22 protein-coding genes, 2 tRNA genes and 1 other RNA gene are annotated in these 26,829 nt (G+C 53.2%); 16 read left to right on the top strand and 9 right to left on the bottom strand.

Annotation, left to right across the window (positions count from 1 at the left end; translation table 11 throughout):
• The first annotated feature begins 209 nt into the window (after window positions 1–209).
• Genes SPG90_RS08305 through narI form a run of 4 tightly spaced genes read left to right on the top strand, consistent with a single transcriptional unit; the run spans window position 210 to window position 6,869 of the window.
• Window positions 210–3,953 (top strand): nitrate reductase subunit alpha, encoded by a 3,744-nt coding sequence (locus tag SPG90_RS08305; RefSeq protein WP_126304000.1) that lies wholly within the window; start codon window positions 210–212, stop codon window positions 3,951–3,953.
• Window positions 3,950–5,485: a nitrate reductase subunit beta gene (narH, locus tag SPG90_RS08300; RefSeq protein WP_322408074.1), complete on the top strand. Its 1,536-nt coding sequence runs from the start codon at window positions 3,950–3,952 to the stop codon at window positions 5,483–5,485. Before SPG90_RS08305 ends, narH begins: the two co-directional genes overlap by 4 nt.
• On the top strand, window positions 5,482–6,192 hold the full coding sequence (narJ, locus tag SPG90_RS08295) for a nitrate reductase molybdenum cofactor assembly chaperone (RefSeq protein WP_126304004.1): 711 nt from the start codon (window positions 5,482–5,484) through the stop codon (window positions 6,190–6,192). The genes narH and narJ overlap by 4 nt, the downstream gene beginning before the upstream one ends.
• Window positions 6,192–6,869 (top strand): respiratory nitrate reductase subunit gamma, encoded by a 678-nt coding sequence (gene narI, locus SPG90_RS08290; RefSeq protein WP_023312107.1) that lies wholly within the window; start codon window positions 6,192–6,194, stop codon window positions 6,867–6,869. Before narJ ends, narI begins: the two co-directional genes overlap by 1 nt.
• Here narI and SPG90_RS08285 read toward each other — a convergent pair.
• A complete protein-coding gene (locus SPG90_RS08285) occupies window positions 6,866–7,762 on the bottom strand; it encodes a DMT family transporter (protein ID WP_126304006.1) in 897 nt (298 codons plus the stop codon). The genes narI and SPG90_RS08285 overlap by 4 nt on opposite strands.
• A gap of 108 nt (window positions 7,763–7,870) precedes the next feature.
• Between SPG90_RS08285 and SPG90_RS08280 the strand changes: the two genes are divergently transcribed.
• A complete protein-coding gene (locus tag SPG90_RS08280; RefSeq protein ID WP_029740417.1) occupies window positions 7,871–8,314 on the top strand; it encodes an Lrp/AsnC family transcriptional regulator in 444 nt (147 codons plus the stop codon).
• 118 nt (window positions 8,315–8,432) lie between these two features.
• Here SPG90_RS08280 and SPG90_RS08275 read toward each other — a convergent pair.
• From SPG90_RS08275 to SPG90_RS08255, 5 genes are all read right to left on the bottom strand, one after another.
• Window positions 8,433–8,563: non-coding RNA, RtT sRNA (locus SPG90_RS08275), on the bottom strand.
• 45 nt (window positions 8,564–8,608) lie between these two features.
• Window positions 8,609–8,693: transfer RNA gene (locus SPG90_RS08270), tRNA-Tyr, on the bottom strand.
• Between the two features lie 35 nt (window positions 8,694–8,728).
• A tRNA-Tyr gene (locus SPG90_RS08265) sits at window positions 8,729–8,813 on the bottom strand.
• Between the two features lie 157 nt (window positions 8,814–8,970).
• A complete protein-coding gene (gene purU, locus SPG90_RS08260; RefSeq protein ID WP_023312104.1) occupies window positions 8,971–9,813 on the bottom strand; it encodes a formyltetrahydrofolate deformylase in 843 nt (280 codons plus the stop codon).
• Window positions 9,814–9,859: 46 nt separating this feature from the next.
• Window positions 9,860–10,318 (bottom strand): YchJ family protein, encoded by a 459-nt coding sequence (locus SPG90_RS08255; protein WP_047174174.1) that lies wholly within the window; start codon window positions 10,316–10,318, stop codon window positions 9,860–9,862.
• Window positions 10,319–10,432: 114 nt separating this feature from the next.
• Here SPG90_RS08255 and rssA point away from each other — a divergent pair, with 114 nt between their 5' ends.
• From rssA to galU, 3 genes are all read left to right on the top strand, one after another.
• The gene (rssA, locus tag SPG90_RS08250; protein WP_045404939.1) at window positions 10,433–11,335 is read left to right on the top strand and encodes a patatin-like phospholipase RssA; all 903 of its coding nucleotides are present in this window, start codon (window positions 10,433–10,435) and stop codon (window positions 11,333–11,335) included.
• Between the two features lie 91 nt (window positions 11,336–11,426).
• On the top strand, window positions 11,427–12,440 hold the full coding sequence (rssB, locus tag SPG90_RS08245) for a two-component system response regulator RssB (RefSeq protein WP_023312101.1): 1,014 nt from the start codon (window positions 11,427–11,429) through the stop codon (window positions 12,438–12,440).
• Window positions 12,441–12,640: 200 nt separating this feature from the next.
• Window positions 12,641–13,549: a UTP--glucose-1-phosphate uridylyltransferase GalU gene (gene galU, locus SPG90_RS08240; protein WP_008502780.1), complete on the top strand. Its 909-nt coding sequence runs from the start codon at window positions 12,641–12,643 to the stop codon at window positions 13,547–13,549.
• 201 nt (window positions 13,550–13,750) lie between these two features.
• Here the strand turns inward: galU and hns are convergent, their stop codons facing one another.
• Window positions 13,751–14,164: a histone-like nucleoid-structuring protein H-NS gene (hns, locus tag SPG90_RS08235; protein ID WP_008502781.1), complete on the bottom strand. Its 414-nt coding sequence runs from the start codon at window positions 14,162–14,164 to the stop codon at window positions 13,751–13,753.
• A 549-nt stretch (window positions 14,165–14,713) separates the two neighbouring features.
• Between hns and tdk the strand changes: the two genes are divergently transcribed.
• On the top strand, window positions 14,714–15,328 hold the full coding sequence (tdk, locus tag SPG90_RS08230; RefSeq protein WP_045355905.1) for a thymidine kinase: 615 nt from the start codon (window positions 14,714–14,716) through the stop codon (window positions 15,326–15,328).
• A gap of 66 nt (window positions 15,329–15,394) precedes the next feature.
• On the opposite strand, the gene adhE is transcribed toward tdk, so the two are convergent.
• Window positions 15,395–18,073 carry a bifunctional acetaldehyde-CoA/alcohol dehydrogenase gene (gene adhE, locus SPG90_RS08225; protein ID WP_023312099.1) on the bottom strand — a complete coding sequence of 893 codons (2,679 nt, stop codon included), beginning with the start codon at window positions 18,071–18,073 and terminating at the stop codon, window positions 15,395–15,397.
• Window positions 18,074–18,551: 478 nt separating this feature from the next.
• On the opposite strand from adhE, the gene SPG90_RS08220 reads away from it, so the two are divergent.
• From SPG90_RS08220 to SPG90_RS08190, 7 genes are all read left to right on the top strand, one after another.
• A complete protein-coding gene (locus SPG90_RS08220) occupies window positions 18,552–19,199 on the top strand; it encodes a YchE family NAAT transporter (protein WP_023312098.1) in 648 nt (215 codons plus the stop codon).
• A gap of 770 nt (window positions 19,200–19,969) precedes the next feature.
• Window positions 19,970–21,601 carry an oligopeptide ABC transporter substrate-binding protein OppA gene (gene oppA / locus SPG90_RS08215; RefSeq protein WP_045404933.1) on the top strand — a complete coding sequence of 544 codons (1,632 nt, stop codon included), beginning with the start codon at window positions 19,970–19,972 and terminating at the stop codon, window positions 21,599–21,601.
• Between the two features lie 84 nt (window positions 21,602–21,685).
• Window positions 21,686–22,606 (top strand): oligopeptide ABC transporter permease OppB, encoded by a 921-nt coding sequence (oppB, locus tag SPG90_RS08210; protein ID WP_008502786.1) that lies wholly within the window; start codon window positions 21,686–21,688, stop codon window positions 22,604–22,606.
• Between the two features lie 12 nt (window positions 22,607–22,618).
• On the top strand, window positions 22,619–23,527 hold the full coding sequence (gene oppC, locus SPG90_RS08205) for an oligopeptide ABC transporter permease OppC (RefSeq protein WP_023312096.1): 909 nt from the start codon (window positions 22,619–22,621) through the stop codon (window positions 23,525–23,527).
• 11 nt (window positions 23,528–23,538) lie between these two features.
• The gene (locus SPG90_RS08200; RefSeq protein ID WP_023312095.1) at window positions 23,539–24,552 is read left to right on the top strand and encodes an ABC transporter ATP-binding protein; all 1,014 of its coding nucleotides are present in this window, start codon (window positions 23,539–23,541) and stop codon (window positions 24,550–24,552) included.
• On the top strand, window positions 24,549–25,553 hold the full coding sequence (gene oppF / locus SPG90_RS08195; protein ID WP_045404928.1) for a murein tripeptide/oligopeptide ABC transporter ATP-binding protein OppF: 1,005 nt from the start codon (window positions 24,549–24,551) through the stop codon (window positions 25,551–25,553). Before SPG90_RS08200 ends, oppF begins: the two co-directional genes overlap by 4 nt.
• Window positions 25,554–25,567: 14 nt before the next feature.
• Entirely contained in the window at window positions 25,568–26,437 is an 870-nt protein-coding gene (locus SPG90_RS08190) for an ion transporter (RefSeq protein WP_206514975.1), read from the top strand.
• 31 nt (window positions 26,438–26,468) lie between these two features.
• Here SPG90_RS08190 and SPG90_RS08185 read toward each other — a convergent pair whose 3' ends face one another.
• Window positions 26,469–26,798, bottom strand: a complete 330-nt coding sequence (locus SPG90_RS08185; RefSeq protein WP_006810881.1) for an HI1450 family dsDNA-mimic protein — start codon at window positions 26,796–26,798, stop codon at window positions 26,469–26,471.
• Window positions 26,799–26,829: the final 31 nt, after the last annotated feature.

Here is a 26,829-nt window from a genome sequence, read left to right as displayed (position 1 = left end):
TGTACTATAAATTAAAAATAACTCTATATTTCATGATGATATGAAATTTTTGAAGATACCGCTTTGGTGGTATTTGGTATAACCCCTCCCCGAAAAGTCCCTCCTCGTCTTGATCGTTATCAATTCTCCCCCTCTTTCAGGGCGTTACCTTCGCTGCAAATCAGCAATGTCGATTTAGAGAGCCACAGGCTCCATACAGGAGATACCCGATGAGCAAATTTTTGGACCGGTTTCGCTACTTCAAACAGAAGGGTGAAACTTTTGCCGATGGGCACGGCCAGGTTCTGGATACCAACCGGGACTGGGAAGACGGTTACCGCCAGCGCTGGCAGCATGACAAAGTCGTCCGTTCGACCCACGGCGTGAACTGTACCGGTTCATGCAGCTGGAAGATTTTCGTTAAAAACGGTCTGGTGACCTGGGAAATGCAGCAGACCGACTATCCGCGCACCCGCCCGGATATGCCAAACCATGAACCGCGCGGCTGCCCGCGCGGTGCCAGCTACTCCTGGTATCTCTACAGCGCTAACCGCCTGAAATACCCGCTGATGCGCAAACGCCTGATGAAAATGTGGCGCGAGGCGAAAGTGCAGCACAGCGATCCGGTGGATGCCTGGGCGTCTATTATCGAAGACGCTGATAAAGCGAAAAGCTTCAAGCAGGCTCGCGGCCGCGGCGGCTTTGTGCGTTCCTCATGGAAAGAAGTGAACGAGCTGATTGCCGCCTCCAACGTCTACACCGTTAAAACCTACGGTCCTGACCGCGTGGCTGGCTTCTCGCCGATCCCGGCGATGTCGATGGTCTCTTACGCTTCCGGCGCGCGCTATCTGTCACTTATCGGCGGGACCTGCCTGAGCTTCTACGACTGGTACTGCGACCTGCCGCCGGCGTCTCCGCAGACCTGGGGCGAGCAGACCGACGTGCCGGAATCCGCGGACTGGTACAACTCCAGCTACATCATCGCCTGGGGTTCAAACGTTCCTCAGACCCGTACGCCGGACGCGCACTTCTTTACTGAAGTCCGTTACAAAGGCACCAAAACCGTGGCGGTAACCCCTGACTACGCGGAAATTGCCAAGCTCTGCGATCTGTGGCTGGCACCGAAACAGGGTACCGATGCCGCGATGGCGATGGCGATGGGGCACGTCATGCTGCGCGAATTCCATCTTGATAAGCCAAGCCAGTACTTCACCGACTACGTCCGCCGCTACACCGACATGCCAATGCTGGTCATGCTGGAAGAGCGTGACGGGTACTATGCCGCAGGACGTACGCTGCGCGCAGCCGATCTGGTGGATTCGCTGGGCCAGGAAAATAATCCTGAGTGGAAAACCGTTGCGTATAACAGCAACGGCGAGCTGGTGGCGCCAAACGGCTCTATCGGCTTCCGCTGGGGCGAGAAGGGCAAGTGGAACCTTGAGCAACGTAACGGCACCACCGGCGAAGAGACTGAGCTGCGCCTCAGCATGCTGGGCAGCCAGGACGAGATCGCCGAGGTCGGGTTCCCGTACTTCGGCGGCGAAGGTTCCGAGCACTTCAACAAGGTTGAACTGAAAAACGTACTGATGCACAAGCTGCCGGTTAAGCGCCTGCAGTTGGCCGACGGCTCTACCGCGCTGGTCACCACCGTTTATGACCTGACCATGGCGAACTACGGTCTGGAGCGCGGCCTGGGCGATGAAAACTGTGCAACCGGCTATGACGACGTGAAGGCCTACACCCCGGCCTGGGCGGAACAGATTACCGGAGTTCCTCGCTCGCACATTACCCGTATCGCACGCGAGTTCGCAGAAAACGCGGACAAAACGCACGGCCGTTCGATGATCATCGTCGGTGCCGGTCTGAACCACTGGTATCACCTCGATATGAACTACCGTGGCCTGATCAACATGCTGATCTTCTGCGGCTGCGTCGGTCAGAGCGGCGGCGGCTGGGCGCACTACGTCGGCCAGGAGAAACTGCGTCCGCAGACCGGCTGGCAGCCTCTGGCGTTTGCCCTCGACTGGCAGCGTCCGGCACGCCATATGAACAGCACCTCCTACTTCTATAACCACTCCAGCCAGTGGCGCTACGAAACGGTCACCGCGCAGGAGCTGCTGTCGCCGATGGCGGATAAATCCCGCTACAGCGGCCACCTTATTGACTTCAACGTGCGTGCTGAACGCATGGGCTGGCTGCCGTCGGCGCCGCAGCTGGGCACTAACCCGCTGCGCATTGCGGAAGCGGCGAAGCAGGCGGGCATGTCACCGGTGGATTATACCGTGAAATCTCTGAAGGATGGCTCAATCCGCTTCGCGGCAGAACAGCCGGAGAACGGTAAAAACCATCCGCGTAACCTGTTCATCTGGCGCTCCAACCTGCTGGGGTCGTCCGGTAAAGGCCACGAGTACATGCTGAAATACCTGCTCGGTACCGAAAACGGTATCCAGGGGAAAGATCTCGGCAAGCAGGGCGGCGTGAAGCCGGAAGAGGTGGAGTGGAAAGACAACGGTCTCGACGGCAAGCTGGATCTGGTGGTGACGCTCGACTTCCGTCTGTCCAGCACCTGCCTGTACTCCGACATCGTGCTGCCAACCGCGACCTGGTACGAAAAAGACGACATGAATACCTCGGATATGCATCCGTTTATTCATCCGCTGTCTGCGGCCGTTGACCCTGCGTGGGAATCAAAAAGCGACTGGGATATCTACAAAGACATCGCGAAGAAATTCTCCGAAGTCTGCGTAGGGCACCTCGGCAAAGAGACCGACGTGGTGACGCTGCCAATCCAGCACGACTCTGCCGCCGAACTTGCGCAACCGCTGGACGTGAAGGACTGGAAAAAAGGCGAATGCGACCTGATCCCGGGCGTAACCGCGCCGCACATTATTCCGGTTGAACGCGACTATCCGGCAACCTACGAGCGCTTTACCTCTATCGGCCCGCTGATGGAGAAAATCGGTAACGGCGGGAAAGGGATCGCCTGGAACACCCAGAGCGAAATGGATCTGCTGCGCAAGCTCAATTACACCAAAGCGGACGGCCCGGCGAAAGGCCAGCCAATGCTGAACACGGCGATTGATGCGGCGGAGATGATCCTGACCCTGGCCCCGGAAACTAACGGCCACGTTGCGGTGAAGGCCTGGGCGGCACTGAGCGAGTTCACCGGTCGCGACCATACGCACCTGGCGGCGAATAAAGAGGAAGAGAAAATCCGCTTCCGCGATATTCAGGCCCAGCCGCGCAAGATTATCTCCAGCCCGACCTGGTCAGGCCTGGAAGATGAGCATGTGTCCTACAACGCGGGCTACACCAACGTTCACGAGCTGATCCCATGGCGCACCCTGTCCGGCCGTCAGTCGCTCTATCAGGATCACCAGTGGATGCGCGACTTCGGTGAAAGCCTGCTGGTTTACCGTCCGCCAATCGACACCCGCTCCGTAACCGCAGTTATGGGCGCGAAATCGAACGGTAACCCAGAGAAGGCGCTGAACTTCCTGACGCCGCACCAGAAGTGGGGTATCCACTCCACCTACAGCGACAACCTGCTGATGCTGACGCTGTCGCGCGGCGGTCCGATTGTCTGGATGAGCGAAACGGACGCCAAAGATCTGGGTATCGAAGATAACGACTGGATCGAAGTGTTCAACAGCAACGGTGCCCTGACGGCGCGTGCGGTGGTGAGCCAGCGCGTACCGGCCGGGATGACCATGATGTATCACGCGCAGGAACGTATCGTTAACCTGCCGGGGTCAGAAATTACCGAGCAGCGCGGCGGGATCCACAACTCCGTGACCCGTATTACGCCGAAGCCGACCCACATGATCGGTGGCTATGCACAGCTGGCCTACGGCTTTAACTACTACGGCACCGTAGGATCGAACCGCGATGAGTTCGTGGTGGTACGTAAGATGAAGAACATTAACTGGTTAGACGGCGAAGGTAATGACCAGGTACAGGAGAGCGTAAAATGAAAATTCGTTCACAAGTCGGCATGGTGCTGAATCTGGATAAATGCATCGGCTGCCATACCTGCTCGGTCACCTGTAAAAATGTCTGGACCAGCCGTGAAGGTATGGAGTACGCCTGGTTCAACAACGTAGAAAGCAAGCCGGGCACCGGCTTCCCGACCGACTGGGAAAACCAGGAGAAGTGGAAGGGCGGCTGGATCCGTAAAATCAACGGCAAGCTGCAGCCGCGCATGGGTAACCGCGCGATGCTTCTGGGAAAAATCTTCGCTAACCCGCACCTGCCGGGCATCGACGATTACTACGAGCCGTTTGACTACGACTACCAGAACCTGCACAACGCGCCGGAAAGCAAACACCAGCCGATCGCCCGTCCTCGCTCGCTGATCACCGGTCAGCGCATGGACAAGATCACCAGCGGTCCAAACTGGGAAGAGATTCTGGGCGGCGAGTTCGAGAAACGCGCCAAAGACCAGAACTTCGAGAACATGCAGAAGGCGATTTACGGCCAGTTTGAAAATACCTTCATGATGTATCTGCCGCGCCTGTGCGAGCACTGCCTCAACCCGGCGTGCGTGGCGACCTGCCCAAGCGGTGCCATCTACAAGCGTGAAGAAGACGGCATTGTGCTTATTGACCAGGACAAGTGCCGCGGCTGGCGCATGTGCATCACCGGCTGCCCGTACAAAAAAATCTACTTCAACTGGAAGAGCGGTAAATCTGAGAAGTGCATCTTCTGCTACCCGCGTATTGAAGCCGGAATGCCGACCGTCTGCTCAGAAAGCTGCGTAGGCCGTATTCGCTACCTCGGCGTGCTGCTGTATGACGCGGACGCGATTGAAAACGCCGCGAGCACCGAGCACGAGAAAGATCTGTATCAGCGTCAGCTGGACGTGTTCCTCGATCCGAACGATCCGAAGGTGATTGAGCAGGCCCTGAAGGACGGCATTCCGCAGAGCGTGATTGACGCCGCGCAGCAGTCTCCGGTGTACAAAATGGCGATGGACTGGAAGCTGGCCCTGCCGCTGCATCCGGAATACCGCACCCTGCCGATGGTTTGGTACGTGCCGCCACTGTCGCCGATTCAGTCTGCGGCTGACGCGGGCGAACTGAGCAGTAACGGCATTCTGCCGGACGTGGAAAGCCTGCGTATCCCGGTTCAGTACCTGGCTAACCTGTTGACCGCAGGGGATACCCAGCCGGTACTGCTCGCGCTGAAGCGTATGCTGGCGATGCGTCACTTCAAACGTGCGGAAACCGTAGACGGTGTGACCGATACCCGCGCGCTGGAAGAGGTTGGCCTGACCGAAGCGCAGGCGCAGGAGATGTACCGCTATCTGGCGATCGCTAACTACGAAGACCGTTTCGTGGTGCCGAGCAGCCACCGCGAGCTGGCCCGCGAAGCCTTCCCGGAGAAAAACGGCTGTGGCTTTACCTTTGGCGACGGCTGCCACGGGTCAGACAGCAAATTCAACCTGTTCAACAGCCGCCGCATCGATGCTATGGATGTGACCAGCAAAACGGAGCCGCACCAATGATTGAACTCGTCATTGTTTCGCGTCTGCTCGAGTACCCGGATGCTGCGCTTGCGCAGCATCAGCAGGAACTCTTTGATGCACTCGCGTCATCTGAAAACCTGGATAAAGACGATGCCCAGCGGCTTGGTGTTTTCCTCCGCGATCTGCTGGCGCGCGACCTTCTGGATGCCCAGTCGGACTACAGCCAGCTGTTTGACCGGGGGCGTGCGACCTCGCTGCTGCTGTTTGAACACGTTCACGGTGAATCCCGTGACCGCGGTCAGGCGATGGTGGACCTGATGGCCCAGTACGAACAGCACGGCCTGCAGCTCGACAGCCGCGAGCTGCCGGATCATCTGCCGCTGTATCTGGAGTACCTGGCGCAGCTGCCGAAAGAAGAGGCGCTTGGCGGTCTGCAGGACATCGCGCCGATCCTGGCGCTGCTCGGCGCGCGTCTTCAGCAGCGGGGGAGCCGCTATGCGGTGCTGTTCGATCTGCTGGTGAAGCTGGCCAACGCCTCGGTCGACAGTAAAAAAGTGGCGGAGAAAATTGCGGATGAAGCCCGCGATGATACGCCACAAGCGCTGGATGCGGTCTGGGAAGAAGAGCAGGTGAAATTCTTTGCTGACCAGAACTGCGGCGAGTCTGAAATCTCCGCTCACCAGCGTCGTTTTGCCGGCGCGGTTGCCCCGCAATATTTGAATATCTCTAACGGAGGACGGCACTAATGCACTTCCTGAATATGTTCTTCTTTGACATCTACCCGTATATCGCGGGCACCGTGTTCCTGGTGGGAAGCTGGCTGCGTTACGACTACGGCCAGTACACCTGGCGTGCGGCCTCCAGCCAGATGCTGGATCGCAAAGGGATGCATGTGGGCTCTAACCTGTTCCACATCGGTATTCTGGGGATTTTTGCCGGTCACTTCCTGGGGATGCTGACGCCGCACTGGATGTATGAAGCGTGGCTGCCGATTGAGGTGAAGCAGAAGATGGCGATGATCGCCGGCGGTGCCTGCGGCGTGATGACTCTGGTCGGTGGCCTGCTGCTGCTGAAACGTCGTCTGTTCAGCCCGCGCGTGCGTGCTACTACCACCGCAGCGGACATCCTGATCCTCTCCCTGCTGATGGTGCAGTGCGCGCTGGGCCTGCTGACCATTCCGTTCTCGGCGCAGCACATGGACGGCAGCGAAATGATGAAGCTGGTCGGCTGGGCGCAGTCCGTGGTGACCTTCCACGGCGGAGCATCCGCGCACCTGGACGGTGTGGCGTTTATCTTCCGCGTTCACCTGGTGCTGGGTATGACGCTGTTTGTGCTGTTCCCGTTCTCTCGTCTGGTGCATATCTGGAGCGCGCCGGTGGAGTACCTGACGCGCAAATACCAGATTGTGCGCGCCCGTCGCTAATTCACCGTTTTGACACTCACCCCGCACTCGCGGGGTTTTTTTTCGCCCCAGCCCAGGTTATTGCCCGCGGCAGCAAACAGGATCAGCGCGCCGCCAGCGAGCTGCGTCAGGTTCAGCGAGTGTCCGAACACCAGATTATCGACAACGATCGCCACCACCGGATAGATAAACGACAGGGAGCCGGTAATGGGCGTAGGCAGCTTCTGGATCGCGCTGTAGAGCAGCTGGTACATAATGCCGGTATGGACGATGCCCAGCGTCAGCAGGATCGACCAGGGGAAATCACCTGAAAATGACGGCATGCTGGCAAACGGCAAAAGCATCACGACGCCCGTCAGCACCTGGATAAAGGCAATATGCTGCGGCGCAACGGATCTGAGCTTGCGGGCAATAATGGCCGTGACCGCATAGAAGAAAGCCGCGGCCATCGCCAGGCCGATTCCGGCGAGCCATTCACTTCCGTGCGCGCCGGTCAGCTCGCTGGAGAGCAAGATCACCACGCCGCCGAAGGCGAGGAACAGCCAGCCCCATTTCACGAGGCTGACGCGTTCACCTAAAAACATTCCCATCAGGACCAGCATAAACGGCTGGGTGTTATAGACCACCGTCGAAAGACCAATGGAGATCCGCTCATAGGCTGCGAAGAGCAGCAGCCAGTTCACTACGAGCGCTACGCCACCGAGAATGGCCAGCAGGAGCGTGGTGCGGGTGAGGGGACTGAAGGGCTTTTGACTTACCCGGATAAAAATAAAAAGCGCCATTGCCCCGATAAGACAGCGCCAGAACACCACTTCCGTCACCGGCAGACCGCTGAGTAAAACAAACGCACCGATAGAGCCGGAAATTAACATCGCCAGGCTCATTTGCCAGACGCCATTATGGAAATCACGCATTATCCACCTCCTGATTGTATGACGCTATTGTCGAAAATAGCTGTCGGGTTTTACAGGGATGAGATAAGGTGAAATGCAGTGATGGCTTTTTAAAATTAGGTGAAAAGGATGGAATACCTTCTCGATGATATCGACCGACAAATTTTAGCCTGTCTGGTCGAAGATGCGCGCATGTCTTTGAAGGTGCTCAGCGGACGCATCGGTCTGACTTCCCCCAGCACGGCAGAACGCCTGAAAAGGCTGGAAGAGCGCGGTGTGATTCAGGGGTATGGCGCACGGGTGAATCTGGCGGCGCTGGGGTATACGCTGCAGGCGCTGGTGCGCGTGCGGCCTTTGCCGGGGTTGTTGCATAAGGTGGATAAATACATTCAGGCGATGCCGGAGTGTATTGAGAGCGACAAAGTCACCGGGGAAGATTGCTTTGTGATTAGGCTGGTGGTGCGATCGATAGAGCAGCTGGATGTGTTGCTGGACGGCCTGGCGGAGCATGCCCAGTGCAATACGTCGATTGTGAAGAGTTCGCCGGTGAAGCGTCGTTTGCCGCCGATGTAGGCTTCTGGTTTCTGTTTCCGGGTGGCGGCTGCGCCTTACCCGGCCTACAAAGGCTTCCTCGTTACAGAAATGCATGATGCGTGGTGCGAACAGAAAGTTTGGAGTTATTTGAAAGTGATGGTGGTGGTGGAAGGATTACTCGGCGCGTTGCGCCTCGCCCTTCGGGTCGTTGCCTGCGGCAACGCTTTCTCGCTACGCTCGAATCGAACCTTAATCGAAGCTTCTCATCCTTCCCCGTTACGAAAATGCATGATGCCTGGTGCAAAAAGGAGATTCAGAGTCATTTGAAAGTGATGGTGGTGGGGGAAGGATTCGAACCTTCGAAGTCGATGACGGCAGATTTACAGTCTGCTCCCTTTGGCCGCTCGGGAACCCCACCAGGGGTAATTCAAATTTTGAGGTCATGCTGAGAGATGGTGGTGGGGGAAGGATTCGAACCTTCGAAGTCGATGACGGCAGATTTACAGTCTGCTCCCTTTGGCCGCTCGGGAACCCCACCACGGGGTAATACTTTTTACTGGCCTGCTTCCTGCTGGAAGCGGGGCGCATCATATCAAATGAGGCGCCCCTGTAAAGCATTCCTTTAGGGAAATGAAGCTGTTTGCCTGCTTTTTATCCGTAAAGGCGCAAAGCTAATCAATTCATTTTCCGAAAGATTAAAGAATGATGGTTCTGTTGCCGTAGACAAAGACACGCTGCGCCAGTACCTGATACAGCGCACGGCTCAGCACGTTCTTCTCAACGTCACGCCCTGCACGCATCATGTCCTCGGCCGTGTAGGTGTGATCCACGTGAATCACGTCCTGCATGATGATTGGACCTTCGTCCAGGTTGTCATTCACGTAGTGTGCGGTTGCACCGATGATCTTCACGCCGCGCTCGTACGCCTGGTGGTAGGGACGCGCGCCAATAAAGGCTGGCAGGAACGAGTGGTGAATGTTGATGATCTTGTTCGGGAAACGCGCCACGAAGGATGGCGTTAACACGCGCATGTATTTCGCCAGCACCACGTAGTCCGGGTTATGCGCTTCAATGGCCTGGGCCATCAGATCGTCGTGTTCTTCACGGGTATGACCTTCGTGGCTAACCAGCTCAAACGGAATATCAAAACGCTCGACCAACGTGCGCAGCGTCTCATGGTTGCCAATAACGGCAGCTATTTCCACGTCCAGACCGCCGTAGTTTGCTTTCATCAGCAGGTCGCCCAGACAGTGTGCTTCTTTGGTCACCAGGATCACGATGCGGCGTCGACCGGCTGGGGTCAGCTCGCGTACGGAACCTTCCGGAAGCGCGCTGTCGAGATCGGCAAGCAGGGTGGTGTCGTTGAAAATACCTTCGAGTTCGGTACGCATAAAGAAGCGGCCGGTACGGTGGTCAACGAACTCGTTGTTCTGCACGATATTCAGTTCATGTTTGTAGCAAATGTTGGTAATTCGTGCGATCAGTCCTTTTTGATCGGGACAGATGGTGCGCAGAACTTTACGTTGTAATGATTGCATCGCCGGGAAATCCTGTTTGTATTTGCGAAGTCTGGGTTGTCAGGCATTACTGCCCGCAACACTTTTTAAATTTTTTACCTGAACCACACGGGCAGGGATCGTTACGACCAAACTGTGGGCGCGTTCCGTCAATATAATACCACTGCCCGCTTTCCTTTAAGAACCGGGAATGCTCGATAATGGCACCAGGTTTATTATTCTCGGTAAAACGAGCAACAAAGCTGACGTAACCTTCATCAACATGGCTGCCCGTTGAGGATTCATAGACGGTAAGGCCGAGCCACTGCGTGTTCGCGAAGCCGGCTTCGATGTCCTGTCTGAATTCGTCAGCGTGGCAGGAGGGATGCCAGGTTTTAATCAGGTAGTCTGCGTCTTTGATCACAAAAGCAGTGTAACGTGAACGCATGAGGTGTGACGGGTCTGGTGCAACCTGATCGCCAGACAGATATCGCTGGCAACATAGGCTATACTCCAGAGCGCTACCACAAGGGCAGAGTTGAGACACGATTCTCTTCCTGGAACAAATAATAAAGGCGTAAAACGCTTCGGGTTGCACTATGTTAACTGAGCTGTTGCGTTGACGCTATGTCAGGAATCCAGGGGAAGTAAAACAGGGCTAATGAGAAAGGTTAAAATTGGACTGGCGCTGGGCTCAGGTGCAGCCCGGGGATGGTCGCACATCGGCGTGATTAATGCCTTAAACAAGATGGGCATTAACGTAGATATTGTCGCAGGTTGTTCAATAGGATCGCTTGTCGGCTCCGCTTACGCGTGCGGGAAGCTTCCGGAACTCGAGACCTGGGTGCGCTCCTTCAGCTACTGGGACGTCCTGCGCCTGATGGACCTCTCGTGGCAGCGTGGTGGGCTGTTGCGCGGCGAACGCGTCTTTAACCAGTTCCGCCAGGTGATGCCTCTCGAAAACTTTACTGATTGTCAGATGCCCTTCGGCGCCGTCGCGACGAACCTCAGCACGGGTCGCGAACTGTGGCTAACCGAAGGGGATATCCATCTTGCCGTGCGCGCCTCCTGCAGCATGCCGGGGCTCATGGCGCCTGTCCCACACAACGGTTACTGGCTTGTCGACGGTGGCGTCGTGAATCCGGTTCCCATCTCTCTGACCCGTGCAATGGGGGCGGATATCGTAATTGCCGTCGACCTGCAGCACGACGCCCACCTGATGCAACAGGACCTCATGCCGGTCAATCTCCAGAGCGAAGATGCCGAGGGCGAGAAACTGGCCTGGCATGAGCGCCTGCGCGGCAGAATCGGGCGCATGGCCGCGCGACGCTCGGTTGCCGCGCCGACGGCGATAGAAATCATGACCACGTCAATCCAGGTTCTGGAGAACCGCCTTAAGCGCAATCGTATGGCAGGCGACCCGCCAGATATTCTTATTCAGCCTTACTGTCCGCAAATCTCTACTCTTGATTTCCATCGGGCTGAGGCCGCCATCGCAGCGGGCTCGTTAGCCGTCGAAAAGAAAATGGACGAATTGTTGCCTTTTGTGCAAACAGCACGTTAAGCACCTTTTTTTGACTACTTCAGCAAAATCTGACAGGCGATAGTGCCGATCGCATGCCACTATTTAGTTACTGTCAGCCAGGGGAGGAACCATGACGCAGCCATTGGCCGGAAAACACATTTTGATTGTAGAAGACGAGCCCGTTTTCCGATCGCTACTGGATTCGTGGTTATCCTCGCTGGGAGCAATCACTTCACTCGCTGAAGATGGTATCGACGCCCTGGAAAAAATGATCAGCATTACGCCCGATTTGATGATTTGCGACATTGAGATGCCGCGCATGAATGGACTGAAGCTGGTTGAACATCTGCGTAACGAAGGCAACCAGACGCCGATTCTGGTGATCTCTGCCACAGAGAATATGGCGGATATCGCCAAAGCATTGCGTCTTGGCGTCCAGGATATTCTGCTCAAGCCGGTCAAGGATCTGAACCGGCTGCGAGAAACGGTCTTAGCGTGCCTTTATCCGAATATGTTTAATTCCCGGGTAGAGGAAGAGGAGCGTCTTTTCCAGGACTGGGATGCACTGGTGAGTGATCCTCCTGCTGCGGCGAAACTGTTGCAAGAACTTCAGCCGCCCGTACAGCAAACCATTTCGCACTGCCGCGTAAATTATCGCCAGCTGGTGGCGGCTGACCAGCCGGGACTGGTACTGGATATCGCACCATTATCTGATTCCGACCTTGCGTTTTATTCTCTGGATGTCACCCGTGCGGGGGATAATGGCGTATTAGCCGCGTTACTTCTTCGCGCGCTATTTAATGGTTTGCTGCAGGAACAGTTATCGCATCAGGGACAACGACTGCCGGAGTTAGGCAGTTTGCTCAAACAGGTAAACCAGCTTTTTCGTCAGGCTAATTTGCCCGGACAGTTCCCGCTGCTGGTCGGCTATTACCACAGCGGTTTAAAGAATCTGATCCTCGTCTCAGCGGGTCTCAACGCTTCACTGAATACCGGCGAACATCATATTGAGGTGAGTAACGGTGTGCCGCTTGGGACATTGGGTACGGCGTATCTTAATCAAATTAGCCACCGCTGTTCCTCCTGGCAGTGCCAAATTTGGGGCGCCGGGGGACGGCTACGCTTAATGTTGTCCACGGAATAAGCAATTGGATCTTAATTTTAAGATTGCTTTACCTGTGTTTTACGGGGAGTGCTACTATCGCTGCCCAGTTTCATGCGTATTTATCCTAATTGATCGGCAACGCGTTCTTTTCAGACCCGAACTGCGGGGCGAGGCTGATATACTCAACGCGTTATTTATTGCATAAAAGTTCAAAACTTGAACAGCTCAGGAGAATTTGAATGGCTGCCCTAAATTCGAAAGTCAGAAAGGCCGTCATCCCGGTAGCGGGATTGGGGACCAGGATGTTACCAGCAACTAAGGCAATTCCTAAAGAGATGCTGCCTCTGGTTGATAAGCCATTAATCCAGTATGTCGTTAATGAATGTATCGCAGCCGGCATCACTGAAATTGTGCTGGTTACGCATTCATCAAAAAACTCTATCGAAAACCATTTCGATACAAGCTTTGAACTTGAAGCCATGCTGGAAAAGCGTGTTAAGCGTCAGCTGTTAGAAGAAGTTCAGTCTATTTGCCCGCCGCACGTTACCATTATGCAGGTTCGTCAGGGCCTGGCTAAAGGTCTGGGCCACGCTGTGATGTGTGCACATCCTGTTGTAGGTGATGAGCCTGTAGCGGTAATTCTGCCTGACGTAATTCTGGACGAATACGAATCCGATCTTTCTCAGGATAACCTTGCTGAGATGATCAAACGTTTCGACGAAACCGGCAGCAGCCAGATCATGGTTGAGCCTGTTGAAGACGTGACGGCATACGGTGTGGTTGACTGCAAAGGCGTTAACCTTGAACCGGGCGAAAGCGTGCCAATGGTTGGCGTGGTAGAGAAGCCTAAAGCCGACGTAGCGCCTTCAAACCTGGCCGTTGTAGGTCGCTATGTCCTGAGCGCTGAAATCTGGCCTCTGCTGGCGAAAACGCCTCCAGGAGCGGGGGATGAGATTCAGCTGACGGATGCCATTGATATGCTGATCGAGAAAGAGACCGTTGAGGCTTACCATATGAAAGGTAAGAGCCATGACTGCGGTAATAAGCTTGGTTATATGCAGGCGTTCGTTGAATATGGTATTCGCCACAATACTCTTGGTGAAGAATTTAAAACCTGGCTCAAAGAGAGCGTAGGTATTAAGAAATAAGCCACGGTTACATATGTCCGAAACCGGTGAGGCGCTGCCCACCGGTTTTTTTATGCCCTAAACACTTCTGAAACCTGTCTCTAAGTACAGTTATTAAAATTGCCAAATAATGCTTTATGACAGAGTGTAAGGGGTTGTTTGCGACAAATTTAGGTTAAAAAAAATCCCGCATTACGCGGGATTTTTCTGAATACGGTTGGATTAATCCTTGATCAGGAAGTCGTCCAGCTGTTTACCTTGTTCGTCCATGGCTTTCTTGATAACAGCAGGAGTGCGGCCCTGGCCAGTCCAGGTTTTAGTTTCGCCGTTCTCGTCAACGTAGCTATATTTAGCAGGACGAGCAGCACGCTTGGCTTTAGTACCGGTTTTAGCTGCAGCCATGCTGTTCAGCAATTCATTTGGATCGATACCATCAGCAATCAGCATTTCACGATATTGCTGCAGTTTACGAGTACGTTCTTCGATTTCAGCAGCAGCTGCGCTTTCTTCTTCACGACGTTCATTAACTACAACTTCTAATTTTTCCAGCATTTCTTCAAGCGTTTCGAGGGTGCATTCTCTTGCCTGCGCACGAAGAGTACGGATGTTGTTCAGAATTTTAAGTGCTTCGCTCATTGTAGTAATCTCAAACTTATAATGGGGGGTGGTTTGTTGACCTAATAATAGAGCCATAAATTCAGTTGTGCAATAGCCAGGAATGTAAGGAATTCAAAAAATACTAAATAATGCCGCTATTATTAATTACGCTAACTTAAATTTCATCACCCAACAGTCTCGTTTGTTATCAGCTAACCCGGCTGGACCCGGTCGATTGCATCTTTTTTTTGTGACATTTACCGCAGGAATTATAGTTGCGGCGGAGAAATATCAGCCTTTTGTATTAGTTCCCCACCGTGATGTTAAGACTGTAATAGTTAATAAATAGTGAATTTTAAAGAACGGGGATTCCACTATAAAAAGCAGTGTTATGTTTGGCTGAACATATTACATATTGGCCGGGCAGAAGGAGTTTACTTCATGTTTTAACGGGCTATTTTCATGAAAAGAAGGTCGTGAACTCCACGCTGAAACGCTTCTTCTGTGTGCTGCATCGCTGATGACCAGACAAATTATGGTACAATGAATCATCGGGAATATTACACATTGATTAGGGTTTTACGGCCAATGGCACAACTTTATTTCTACTATTCGGCAATGAATGCCGGGAAATCCACCGCGTTGCTGCAATCCTCGTACAATTACCAGGAGCGCGGGATGCGTACCGTTGTTTATACGGCTGAAATTGACGATCGCTTTGGCGCAGGGAAGGTGAGTTCCAGAATAGGGCTCTCGTCGCCTGCCAGACTGTTTAACCCGAAAACCGATCTGTTTGAGGACATTCGTACAGAACATGCTTTGCAGCCCATTCACTGTGTTCTGGTAGATGAAAGCCAGTTTCTGACGCGTGAACAGGTTCATGCCCTTTCAGAGGTGGTCGATGAGCTTGATATCCCCGTGCTGTGTTATGGCCTGCGTACGGATTTCCGCGGTGAACTCTTTGCCGGTAGCCAATATTTGCTTGCCTGGTCGGATAAGCTTGTCGAATTGAAAACAATCTGCTTCTGCGGTCGCAAAGCCAGCATGGTGCTTCGTCTCGACCAGGCCGGGAAACCTTATGCAGATGGCGAGCAGGTGGTGATAGGCGGTAATGAACGCTATGTTTCAGTCTGTCGTAAACATTATAAAGAAGCATTGTCTGTAGGCTCGCTGACGGCGATTCAACACGACAACAGAAAATAATGCCGGCCTTGTTATACAGACATAAAAAAACCCGCCATAAAGGCGGGTTTTTTCTTCTACTTTCAATTAAGCGCTTTTCTTCGCTTTCTTGTCAGCTTTGATGACAGGAACTTCTGTTTTCACAGCGGCAACGTCACCTTCTTTGAACTCACGACCGTAGAAGGTATCCAGCAGAATCTGTTTCAGCTCGGAGATCAGTGGGTAGCGCGGGTTAGCACCAGTACACTGGTCATCGAATGCATCTTCAGACAGCTTATCTACATGAGCGAGGAAGTCAGCTTCCTGAACGCCTGCTTCACGGATAGATTTTGGAATACCCAGCTCAGCTTTCAGGCTTTCCAGCCATGCCAGCAGTTTCTCAATTTTCGCAGCAGTACGGTCACCCGGTGCGCTCAGACCAAGGTGGTCTGCGATTTCAGCGTAACGACGGCGCGCTTGCGGACGGTCGTACTGGCTGAAAGCAGTCTGCTTGGTCGGGTTGTCGTTTGCGTTGTAACGGATAACGTTGCTGATCAACAGGGCGTTCGCCAGACCGTGAGGAATGTGGAACTGTGAACCCAGCTTGTGCGCCATAGAGTGGCAAACACCCAGGAAGGCGTTCGCAAACGCGATACCGGCGATGGTAGCTGCACTGTGAACGCGTTCACGTGCTACCGGGTTTTTAGACCCTTCGTTGTAGGACGCTGGCAGGTTTTCCTTCAGCAGTTTCAGCGCCTGAAGAGCCTGACCGTCAGAGAACTCAGATGCCAGCACAGAAACGTAAGCTTCCAGGGCGTGAGTTACCGCATCCAGACCACCGAACGCACACAGTGATTTCGGCATCTCCATGACCAGGTTCGCATCAACGATAGCCATGTCTGGGGTCAGTGCATAGTCAGCCAGTGGATATTTCTGACCTGTTGCATCGTCCGTTACTACTGCGAATGGCGTAACTTCTGAACCGGTACCGGAAGTGGTGGTTACCGCGATCATTTTCGCTTTTACGCCCATTTTCGGGAACTTGTAGATACGTTTACGGATGTCCATAAAGCGCAGCGCCAGTTCTTCGAAGTGGGTTTCAGGATGCTCGTACATGACCCACATGATTTTCGCGGCATCCATTGGGGAACCACCACCCAGTGCGATAATCACATCTGGTTTGAAGGAGTTAGCCAGTTCAGCACCTTTACGCACAACGCTCAGGGTAGGGTCAGCTTCAACTTCAAAGAACACTTCAGTTTCAACGCCAGCCGCTTTCAGTACAGAGGTGATCTGGTCAGCGTAGCCGTTGTTGAACAGGAAACGGTCAGTCACGATGAGCGCACGTTTGTGGCCATCAGTAATCACTTCATCCAGCGCGATTGGCAGTGAGCCACGGCGGAAGTAGATAGATTTCGGAAGTTTGTGCCACAACATGTTTTCAGCTCGCTTAGCAACGGTTTTCTTGTTGATCAGGTGTTTTGGACCAACGTTTTCAGAGATGGAGTTACCACCCCAGGAACCACAACCCAGAGTCAGGGAAGGTGCGAGTTTAAAGTTGTACAGATCACCGATCCCACCCTGAGAAGCAGGAGTGTTAATCAGGATACGTGCAGTTTTCATCATCTGACCGAAGTGGGCAACGCGTTCTGGCTGGTTGTCCTGGTCGGTGTACAGACAAGAAGTGTGACCGATACCGCCCATGGCAACCAGTTTCTCGGCTTTCTCTACCGCGTCTTCGAAATCTTTCGCACGGTACATGGCAAGCGTTGGAGACAGTTTTTCATGTGCAAACGGCTCGCTTTCGTCGACAACTTTCACTTCACCGATCAGGATTTTGGTTGTTGCCGGAACGGTAAAGCCTGCGAGTTCAGCAATTTTGTAAGCCGGCTGACCCACGATGGCAGCGTTCAACGCGCCATTTTTCAGGATAATGTCCTGAACGGCTTTCAGCTCTTTGCCCTGCAGCAGGTAGCCGCCGTGGCTGGCGAAACGTTCACGAACAGCGTCGTACACGGAATCGACAACAACAACAGATTGTTCAGATGCACAGATCACGCCGTTATCGAAGGTTTTAGACATCAGTACAGACGCAACGGCACGTTTGATGTCAGCGGTTTCGTCGATAACAACAGGGGTGTTACCCGCGCCCACACCGATTGCTGGTTTACCGGAGCTGTAAGCGGCTTTAACCATGCCAGGACCACCAGTCGCCAGGATCAGGTTAATGTCCGGGTGATGCATCAGCGCATTGGAGAGCTCAACGGAAGGTTGGTCGATCCAGCCAATCAGATCTTTTGGTGCGCCAGCAGCGATCGCCGCCTGCAGGACAATATCTGCCGCTTTGTTGGTCGCGTCTTTCGCACGTGGGTGTGGAGAGAAGATGATTGCGTTACGAGTCTTCAGGCTAATCAGTGATTTGAAGATAGCTGTAGACGTTGGGTTAGTTGTCGGAACAATACCGCAGATGATGCCGATAGGTTCAGCGATGGTGATGGTACCGAAGGTGTCGTCTTCGGACAGCACGCCACAGGTTTTCTCATCTTTATAGGCGTTGTAGATATACTCGGAAGCAAAGTGGTTTTTGATCACTTTATCTTCCACGATACCCATTCCGGATTCGGCAACGGCCATTTTAGCGAGAGGGATTCGAGCATCTGCAGCAGCCAGTGCGGCCGCGCGGAAGATTTTATCAACCTGTTCTTGGGTGAAATTGGCATATTCACGCTGGGCTTTTTTAACGCGCTCGACGAGGGCGTTCAGTTCAGCGATATTAGTAACAGCCATAATGCTCTCCTGATAATGTTTAAACTCTTTTAGTAAACCAGCGCTCGATACGTCACACAGTATAGACAGAGCCGATACGACTTGCGTAACACAAAGTAAAACAAAGAGTTACTTTCTGCGTCAGCACACTAATTTACTAAAAGAGCCTTACCTTAGCATCATCCCTTTTTGTCAGGTGATCTCCCTGGGGGCGTAACCAAGATTACTCACTTCTGAGTACGGAAATCATGATCTGCGTCAATTTTCCCCCAAGCTGATACCTTTCAGCAGGGTTATTTCGTTGAGGTTTTTCAAGTGTTAAATAATTAAGTAAGTAATGGAAGTGGCGCTGCCATTGATTATACATATATTTAACATCCTGAAATGATGACGTTTTGCCGCAGATTTCGAGTGAAGTATGCTAATAAAAAGGGTATCTTCAGCGCGATTTCTCATGACAAATTGTCAGTCCCGGGCATGTGTATAAGCGGAGCAAAACGTGATTCAAACGCTCTTTGATTTTCCAACGTATTTTAAATTTTTTATTGGTTTGTTTGCCCTGGTCAACCCGGTGGGGATCATTCCTGTCTTCATTAGTATGACGAGTTATCAGACGGCAGCGGCCAGGAATAAGACCAACCTCACCGCTAACCTGTCAGTAGCTATCATCTTGCTCACCTCCCTTTTCCTGGGTGACGCCATTCTCCAGCTCTTCGGGATTTCGATTGACTCGTTCCGCATAGCGGGTGGGATCCTGGTCGTGACCATCGCCATGTCAATGATCAGCGGTAAGCTGGGCGAGGATAAACAAAACAAGCAGGAGAAGTCAGAAACTGCCATCCGCGAAAGTATTGGCGTGGTGCCGCTGGCCTTGCCGCTCATGGCTGGCCCTGGCGCCATCAGTTCAACCATTGTCTGGGGCACGCGTTACCATAGCCTGATGCACCTGATTGGCTTTTCCGTTGCCATTGCACTTTTCGCGCTGTGCTGTTGGGGAGTATTCCGCATGGCACCCTGGCTGGTGCGACTGTTGGGGCAGACGGGCATTAACGTCATAACGCGTATTATGGGCCTGCTGTTGATGGCGTTAGGGATTGAATTCATCGTTACAGGAATTAAAAGCATTTTCCCCGGTTTGCTGCACTGATATTTCGTATGAAAGAACGGAGCCACGGCTCCGTTTTTTTTCGTCATTATCAGTAAATCCTATAACTAAAGTTGAAATGCTCACATATCATAATAAATTCTACTAATAATGTTCATTGGTTGTATTTCAATGAGTTATTAATTCCCTCCAAACCCGCCTGCGCAGAAAACCTTCGATCGATCTGTTATTTTACTCACATGATACTCTGGGGCTTGCTGAGAGATAACCGAAATGATATTAGTAAATTCAACATTCCCTTAGATGAATGTGCTAAATAATAACCAGTTGTTAAGTTTTTGTACAAAATCACTCGATGATAGCGCAGCGACGCGCTTGTAGAGAAAATTTTCTCTATCCTATTGAATATCATGTTTTTTTAGTGACATTCGATGTCCGGCAAGGCTGCCCTCAACGATGCGGTACTCACCGTAAAAGAGAATTGCTTAACAAATTTGCAAAATGTATTGGCGCGCGTTTACGCCATTTGATACTTTCCGGCCTAATATTTTGCAGCATAAAACAAGCAGATGAGAATTATTTTCATATGGTTCTCTTCTCGGATATCCAGCGCAGGTCTCAAACAGGGGAGGCCTGTAACGAATCGACGCAAGACGGCCATACGAGCGGTCAGTAATAAAAAAGTCGGTGATAGCAAGCAGTAAAAGAAGAACCTGACAGCAGCAAAAAAAACTCCTGCGCTGTACAGGCCCCAACAGGGGATTACACAGCTGGCGAAGGCCAGTCATTATAATGAGTGGAGTACCAACACAATGTCCATCATCACAAAAAAAAATCTGGTAGCGGCGGGGATTTTAACTGCGCTAATCGCGGGCAACGCTGCAATGGCTGCGGACGTTCCTGCAGGTGTTCAACTGGCGGAGAAACAGACGCTGGTGCGTAACAACGGTGCGGAAGTTCAGTCTCTTGACCCGCACAAAATTGAAGGTGTCCCTGAGTCTAACGTTAACCGCGACCTGTTCGAAGGCCTGCTGGTGACAGACGTAGACGGCCACCCGGCACCGGGTGTAGCAGAAAAATGGGAAAACAAAGATTTCAAAGTCTGGACATTCCATCTGCGTAAAGATGCGAAATGGTCCGACGGTACACCGGTTACGGCCGAAGATTTCGTTTATAGCTGGCAGCGTCTGGCGAATCCAAATACCGCCTCTCCGTATGCGAGCTACCTGCAATATGGCCATATTGCCAATATTGATGACATCATCGCGGGCAAAAAACCTGTTACCGACCTGGGCGTAAAAGCGATCGATGCCAATACCTTTGAAGTGACGTTGAGCGAACCTGTTCCGTACTTCTATAAGCTGCTGGTTCACCCGTCCGTTTCTCCGGTACCAAAATCCGCCGTGGAAAAATTTGGTGAGAAATGGACGCAGCCTGCCAATATCGTCACCAATGGTGCCTATAAGCTGAAAGACTGGGTGGTCAACGAACGTATGGTGCTTGACCGTAACCCGCAGTATTGGGATAACGCGAAAACCGTAATTGACCAGGTGACCTACCTGCCAATCTCTTCCGAAGTGACTGACGTTAACCGCTACCGCAGCGGTGAAATCGACATGACCTATAACAACATGCCGATTGAACTGTTCCAGAAACTGAAAAAAGAGATCCCTAAAGAAGTTCACGTCGATCCGTACCTGTGCACCTATTACTATGAAATCAACAACCAGAAAGCACCGTTTACCGACGTACGTGTTCGTACCGCGCTGAAGCTGGCTCTGGATCGCGATATCATCGTGAACAAAGTGAAAAACCAGGGCGATCTGCCGGCGTACAGCTATACCCCTCCATACACCGATGGCGCAAAACTGACCGAGCCAGAGTGGTTCAAACAGACTCAGGAACAGCGTAACGCGGAAGCGAAGAAACTGCTGGCCGAAGCGGGCTACACCGCAGATAAGCCGCTGACCTTCAGCCTGCTCTACAACACTTCCGATCTGCACAAAAAACTGGCTATCGCCGTTGCCTCAATCTGGAAAAAGAACCTGGGCGCGAACGTCAAGCTGGAGAACCAGGAGTGGAAAACCTTCCTCGACAGCCGTCATCAGGGCACCTTTGATGTAGCTCGTGCTGGCTGGTGTGCGGACTATAACGAACCGACCTCCTTCCTGAACACCATGCTGAGCGACAGCTCAAACAACACCGCGCACTATAAGAGCCCGGCGTTTGACAAGCTGATCGCCGACACGCTGAAAACCACTGACGAAGCACAGCGTACTGAACTGTACTCTAAAGCCGAGCAGCAGCTGGATAAAGATTCCGCGATCGTTCCGGTTTACTACTACGTTAACGCCCGTCTGGTGAAACCGTGGGTAGGTGGGTACACCGGTAAAGACCCGATGGATAATATCTACGTTAAAAACTTGTATATTATCAAGCATTAATGGCAATGAGTGGGGCGGGCGTGCTCGCCCCACGGTGTCTAACCAACGTCACATTATATAGGCACACGCCAGAAGGTACGGGCAATGTTGAAATTTATCCTACGTCGCTGTCTTGAAGCGATTCCAACGCTATTTATTCTCATCACGATTTCCTTCTTCATGATGCGCCTCGCGCCGGGAAGTCCATTTACCGGTGAGCGTACGCTGCCGCCAGAAGTCATGGCGAATATCGAAGCGAAATACCACTTAAACGATCCTATCTCTACCCAGTACTTCAATTACCTGAAGCAGCTGGCCCACGGTGATTTTGGACCGTCATTTAAATATAAAGACTATTCCGTTAACGACCTGGTGGCCTCCAGCTTCCCGGTTTCGGCGAAATTGGGTGCTGCGGCATTCATTCTGGCGATCGTTTTTGGAGTCACCGCAGGCGTTATCGCCGCGCTCAGACAAAATACCAAATGGGATTATGCAGTAATGGGGGTGGCGATGACCGGGGTAGTCATACCCAGCTTCGTTGTTGCGCCATTACTGGTGATGATATTTGCCATTACGCTGAAGTGGCTGCCTGGCGGCGGCTGGAACGGCGGGGCATTGAAGTTCATGATTTTGCCGATGGTGGCATTATCTCTGGCGTACATCGCCAGTATCGCGCGTATAACCCGTGGTTCAATGATCGAAGTGCTGCACTCGAACTTCATTCGTACCGCGCGTGCTAAAGGGCTGCCGATGCGTCGGATTATCTTCCGCCACGCGCTTAAGCCGGCACTGTTGCCCGTGCTCTCCTACATGGGACCGGCATTCGTCGGGATCATTACCGGCTCGATGGTTATCGAAACAATTTACGGCCTGCCGGGCATCGGCCAGCTGTTTGTTAACGGCGCGCTTAACCGCGACTATTCGCTGGTACTGAGCCTGACTATTCTCGTCGGTGCGCTGACCATTCTCTTTAACGCTATCGTTGATGTGCTGTATGCCGTCATCGACCCGAAAATCCGTTACTAACTGGAGCACGCCATGATGTTGAGTAAGAAAAACAGCGAGGCGCTGGAAAACTTCAGTGAAAAACTGGAAGTAGAAGGTCGTAGCCTCTGGCAGGACGCGCGCCGTCGCTTTATGCACAACCGCGCGGCGGTTGCGAGTCTGGTGGTTCTGGTGATCATCGCGCTGTTTGTGACCCTGGCGCCGATGCTGTCGCAATTTACCTATTTCGACACCGACTGGGGCATGATGTCCAGCGCGCCGGATATGGAATCAGGCCACTATTTTGGCACGGATTCATCCGGACGCGATCTGCTGGTGCGTGTCGCTATCGGTGGCCGTATCTCGCTGATGGTCGGTATTGCTGCCGCGCTGGTCGCGGTGATCGTGGGTACGCTCTATGGCTCACTTTCCGGCTACCTCGGCGGCAAAATAGACTCGGTAATGATGCGTCTGCTGGAAATCCTGAACTCCTTCCCGTTTATGTTCTTCGTCATCCTGCTGGTGACCTTCTTCGGCCAGAATATCCTGCTGATCTTCGTGGCCATCGGGATGGTGTCCTGGCTGGATATGGCGCGTATTGTTCGCGGCCAGACGCTGAGCCTCAAACGCAAAGAGTTTATCGAAGCCGCGCAGGTAGGCGGTGTGTCCACCGGGAATATCGTGGTTCGCCATATCGTTCCTAACGTGCTGGGCGTGGTGGTGGTATATGCCTCACTGCTGGTACCAAGCATGATCCTGTTTGAATCTTTCCTGAGCTTCCTGGGTCTCGGCACACAAGAGCCTCTGAGCAGCTGGGGCGCGCTGCTGAGCGATGGCGCAAACTCGATGGAAGTTTCACCGTGGCTGCTGCTTTATCCGGCGGGTTTCCTGGTCGTTACCCTGTTTTGTTTTAACTTTATCGGCGATGGCCTGCGTGATGCCCTCGACCCGAAAGACCGTTAAGGAGCGCCGTCATGACAATTATTGAAACGGCCACTGCGCCACAGGCGCAACAGCAGAATAACCTTTTGCTGGATGTGAAAGACCTCCGCGTGACCTTTAAAACGCCGGACGGGGATGTTACCGCCGTCAACGATCTCAACTTCAACCTGCGCGCGGGTGAAACGCTGGGGATCGTGGGGGAATCCGGTTCCGGAAAATCCCAGACTGCCTTTGCGCTGATGGGCCTGCTGGCTGCTAACGGCGTGATTGGGGGTTCCGCGAAATTCAACGGGCGTGAAATCCTTAACCTGCCGGAGCACGAGCTGAACAAGCTGCGCGCCGAACAGATCTCGATGATTTTCCAGGATCCGATGACTTCGCTGAACCCGTACATGCGCGTTGGTGAGCAGCTGATGGAAGTCCTGATGCTGCACAAAGGTCTGGGCAAAGCCGAAGCCTTTGAAGAGTCGGTCAAAATGCTCGATGCGGTGAAAATGCCGGAGGCACGCAAGCGCATGCGCATGTTCCCGCACGAGTTCTCTGGCGGTATGCGTCAGCGCGTGATGATTGCGATGGCGCTGCTCTGCCGGCCTAAGCTGCTGATTGCCGACGAACCTACTACCGCGCTGGACGTTACCGTTCAGGCGCAAATCATGACCCTGTTGAACGAGCTGAAGCGTGAGTTCAACACGGCGATTATCATGATTACCCACGACCTGGGCGTGGTGGCGGGCATCTGTGACAAAGTGCTGGTAATGTACGCCGGGCGAACGATGGAATATGGCAAAGCGCGCGATGTCTTCTATCAGCCAGCTCACCCGTACTCCATTGGCCTGCTGAACGCGGTGCCGCGTCTTGATGCGGAAGGGGAATCCCTGCTCACCATTCCTGGCAACCCGCCAAACCTGCTGCGCCTGCCGAAAGGCTGTCCGTTCCAGCCGCGCTGCCCGCACGCGATGGAAATCTGCAACAGCGCTCCGCCGCTGGAAGAGTTTGCACCAGGCCGTCTGCGCGCCTGCTTTAAGCCGCAGGAGGAACTGGTATGAACGCATTAGATGAAAAACGCAACGTGCTGCTCGAAATTGCTGACCTTAAGGTGCATTTCGACATTAAAGACGGAAAACAGTGGTTCTGGCAGCCGTCGAAGACCTTGAAAGCGGTGGATGGCGTTACGCTGCGCCTGTACGAAGGGGAAACCCTGGGCGTGGTCGGAGAGTCCGGCTGCGGTAAATCGACCTTTGCGCGCGCCATTATCGGTCTGGTAAAAGCGACCGACGGCAAAGTGGCCTGGCTGGGTAAAGATCTGCTGGGCATGAAACCCGACGAGTGGCGTGAGGTGCGCAGCGATATCCAGATGATTTTCCAGGATCCGCTGGCGTCGTTAAACCCGCGTATGACCATCGGCGAGATTATTGCCGAGCCGCTGCGGACCTATCATCCGAAGATGTCTCGTCAGGAAGTGCGCGATCGCGTTAAGGCGATGATGATGAAAGTCGGCCTGTTGCCTAACCTCATCAACCGCTACCCGCACGAATTCTCCGGCGGCCAGTGCCAGCGTATTGGTATCGCCCGTGCGCTGATCCTCGAGCCGAAGCTGATTATCTGCGACGAGCCGGTTTCCGCGCTGGACGTGTCCATTCAGGCACAGGTGGTTAACCTGCTGCAGAAGCTGCAGCGTGAAATGGGGCTGTCGCTGATCTTCATCGCGCATGACCTGGCCGTAGTGAAACACATTTCAGACCGCGTGCTGGTGATGTATCTGGGTCACGCCGTGGAGCTGGGTACCTATGACGAGGTGTACCACAATCCGCTGCACCCTTACACCAAAGCGCTGATGTCCGCTGTGCCAATCCCCGATCCGGATCTGGAAAAGAATAAGACCATCCAGCTGCTGGAAGGTGAATTGCCCTCACCGATTAACCCGCCGTCGGGCTGCGTCTTCCGCACGCGCTGCCCAATGGCCGGGCCGGAATGCGCGAAAACGCGTCCGGTTCTGGAAGGCAGTTTCCGACATGCGGTTTCCTGCCTGAAAGTAGACCCGTTATAATCGCAAGGGCTGACATGATGTCAGCCCTTATTTTTTGCGAGGTAATCGTGTCGCGTTTATTCACGTCAGCCCGTCGGCGGCTTTATCATTTTTTATTCGATCCTGAAACGGTATCCGGACGACGCTTCGAAGGTCTTTGCGGTTTATTTGCGCTTATCAGCGTGGTCGTCATCTTTATTGAATCGGGTGCCGGGACGCAATATCACCTGACGTTTGACGAATGGCACATCTTTGTCTGGCTTGAGCTGGCGATTACCCTGGTTTTTACCGCTGAATATCTCCTCCGGGTAATAGCCTGGCCCAACCCGGCCCGATATGTTTTCAGCTTCTGGGGATTTATTGATTTAGCCACCATCCTGCCGCTCTACGTCATGTGGCTGTGGCCGGAAATCAGCCTGAGCTATGTCTTTGCCTGGCGAGCGATGCGCGTTATTCGCGTATTACGTATTCTGAAATTACTGCGTTTTATGCCCTCATTACGCGTGTTCTGGAGTGCAATCGTCAGCGCACGGCATCAGCTCATTCTGTTCTACTCGTTTATCGCCATCGTCATGATTGTTTTTGGCGCGCTGATGTATTTAATAGAAGGACCCAAATATGGCTTTACGACGCTCAATGCCTCCGTCTACTGGGCCATTGTGACCGTCACCACCGTGGGTTATGGTGATATTACTCCCCACACGCCGCTGGGCCGCATTGTGGCGTCAGTGCTGATTTTGATTGGCTATTCGGTGATTGCCATTCCGACTGGACTTATTACCACACACATGAGCAGCGCGTTTCAGAGCCGCAAGCAGCAGCGCAAGTGTCCTCATTGCGAGCAGGGTGAACATGATCACGACGCGCGGTTTTGTCATCGCTGTGGCAATAAATTGCCGGAGTAAATAAAAAAGGCTGCAATCGCAGCCTTTTTTATTATTCGCGCCAGAGTATATGGCACAGCTTATGGTCTTTCTCTCGACACAGCAGGACGCGAGCGAAAATATCGTTAATTTCACCACCGTCTTCATCTGCCAGCCCAATTACCACTTCGGCAAAAAAGTCAGGGTTCAGGTCGAAATCCACATGCTCAGCCCAGTCTTCTGAAGGGTCAAACAGCTCGGCACCGCCGCGCTCTTCGAACTGCAGATTAAAAAGGATCACGTCTGCGGGATCGAGGTTATCAACCGCCAGTTCGAGAAAAATGTCATAGGCCTGCTCGAGCGTTTCGTCTTCGGTCAGGCGATTGTTCAGATCCATTTCCATGATGACTACCTGTTTAACATCGTTGGGCACG

Origin of the sequence: Enterobacter sp. D2, assembly GCF_034427575.1 — a bacterium.
GTDB lineage: Bacteria > Pseudomonadota > Gammaproteobacteria > Enterobacterales > Enterobacteriaceae > Enterobacter > Enterobacter cloacae_M.
This window is presented reverse-complemented; position numbering and strand designations above follow the sequence as displayed.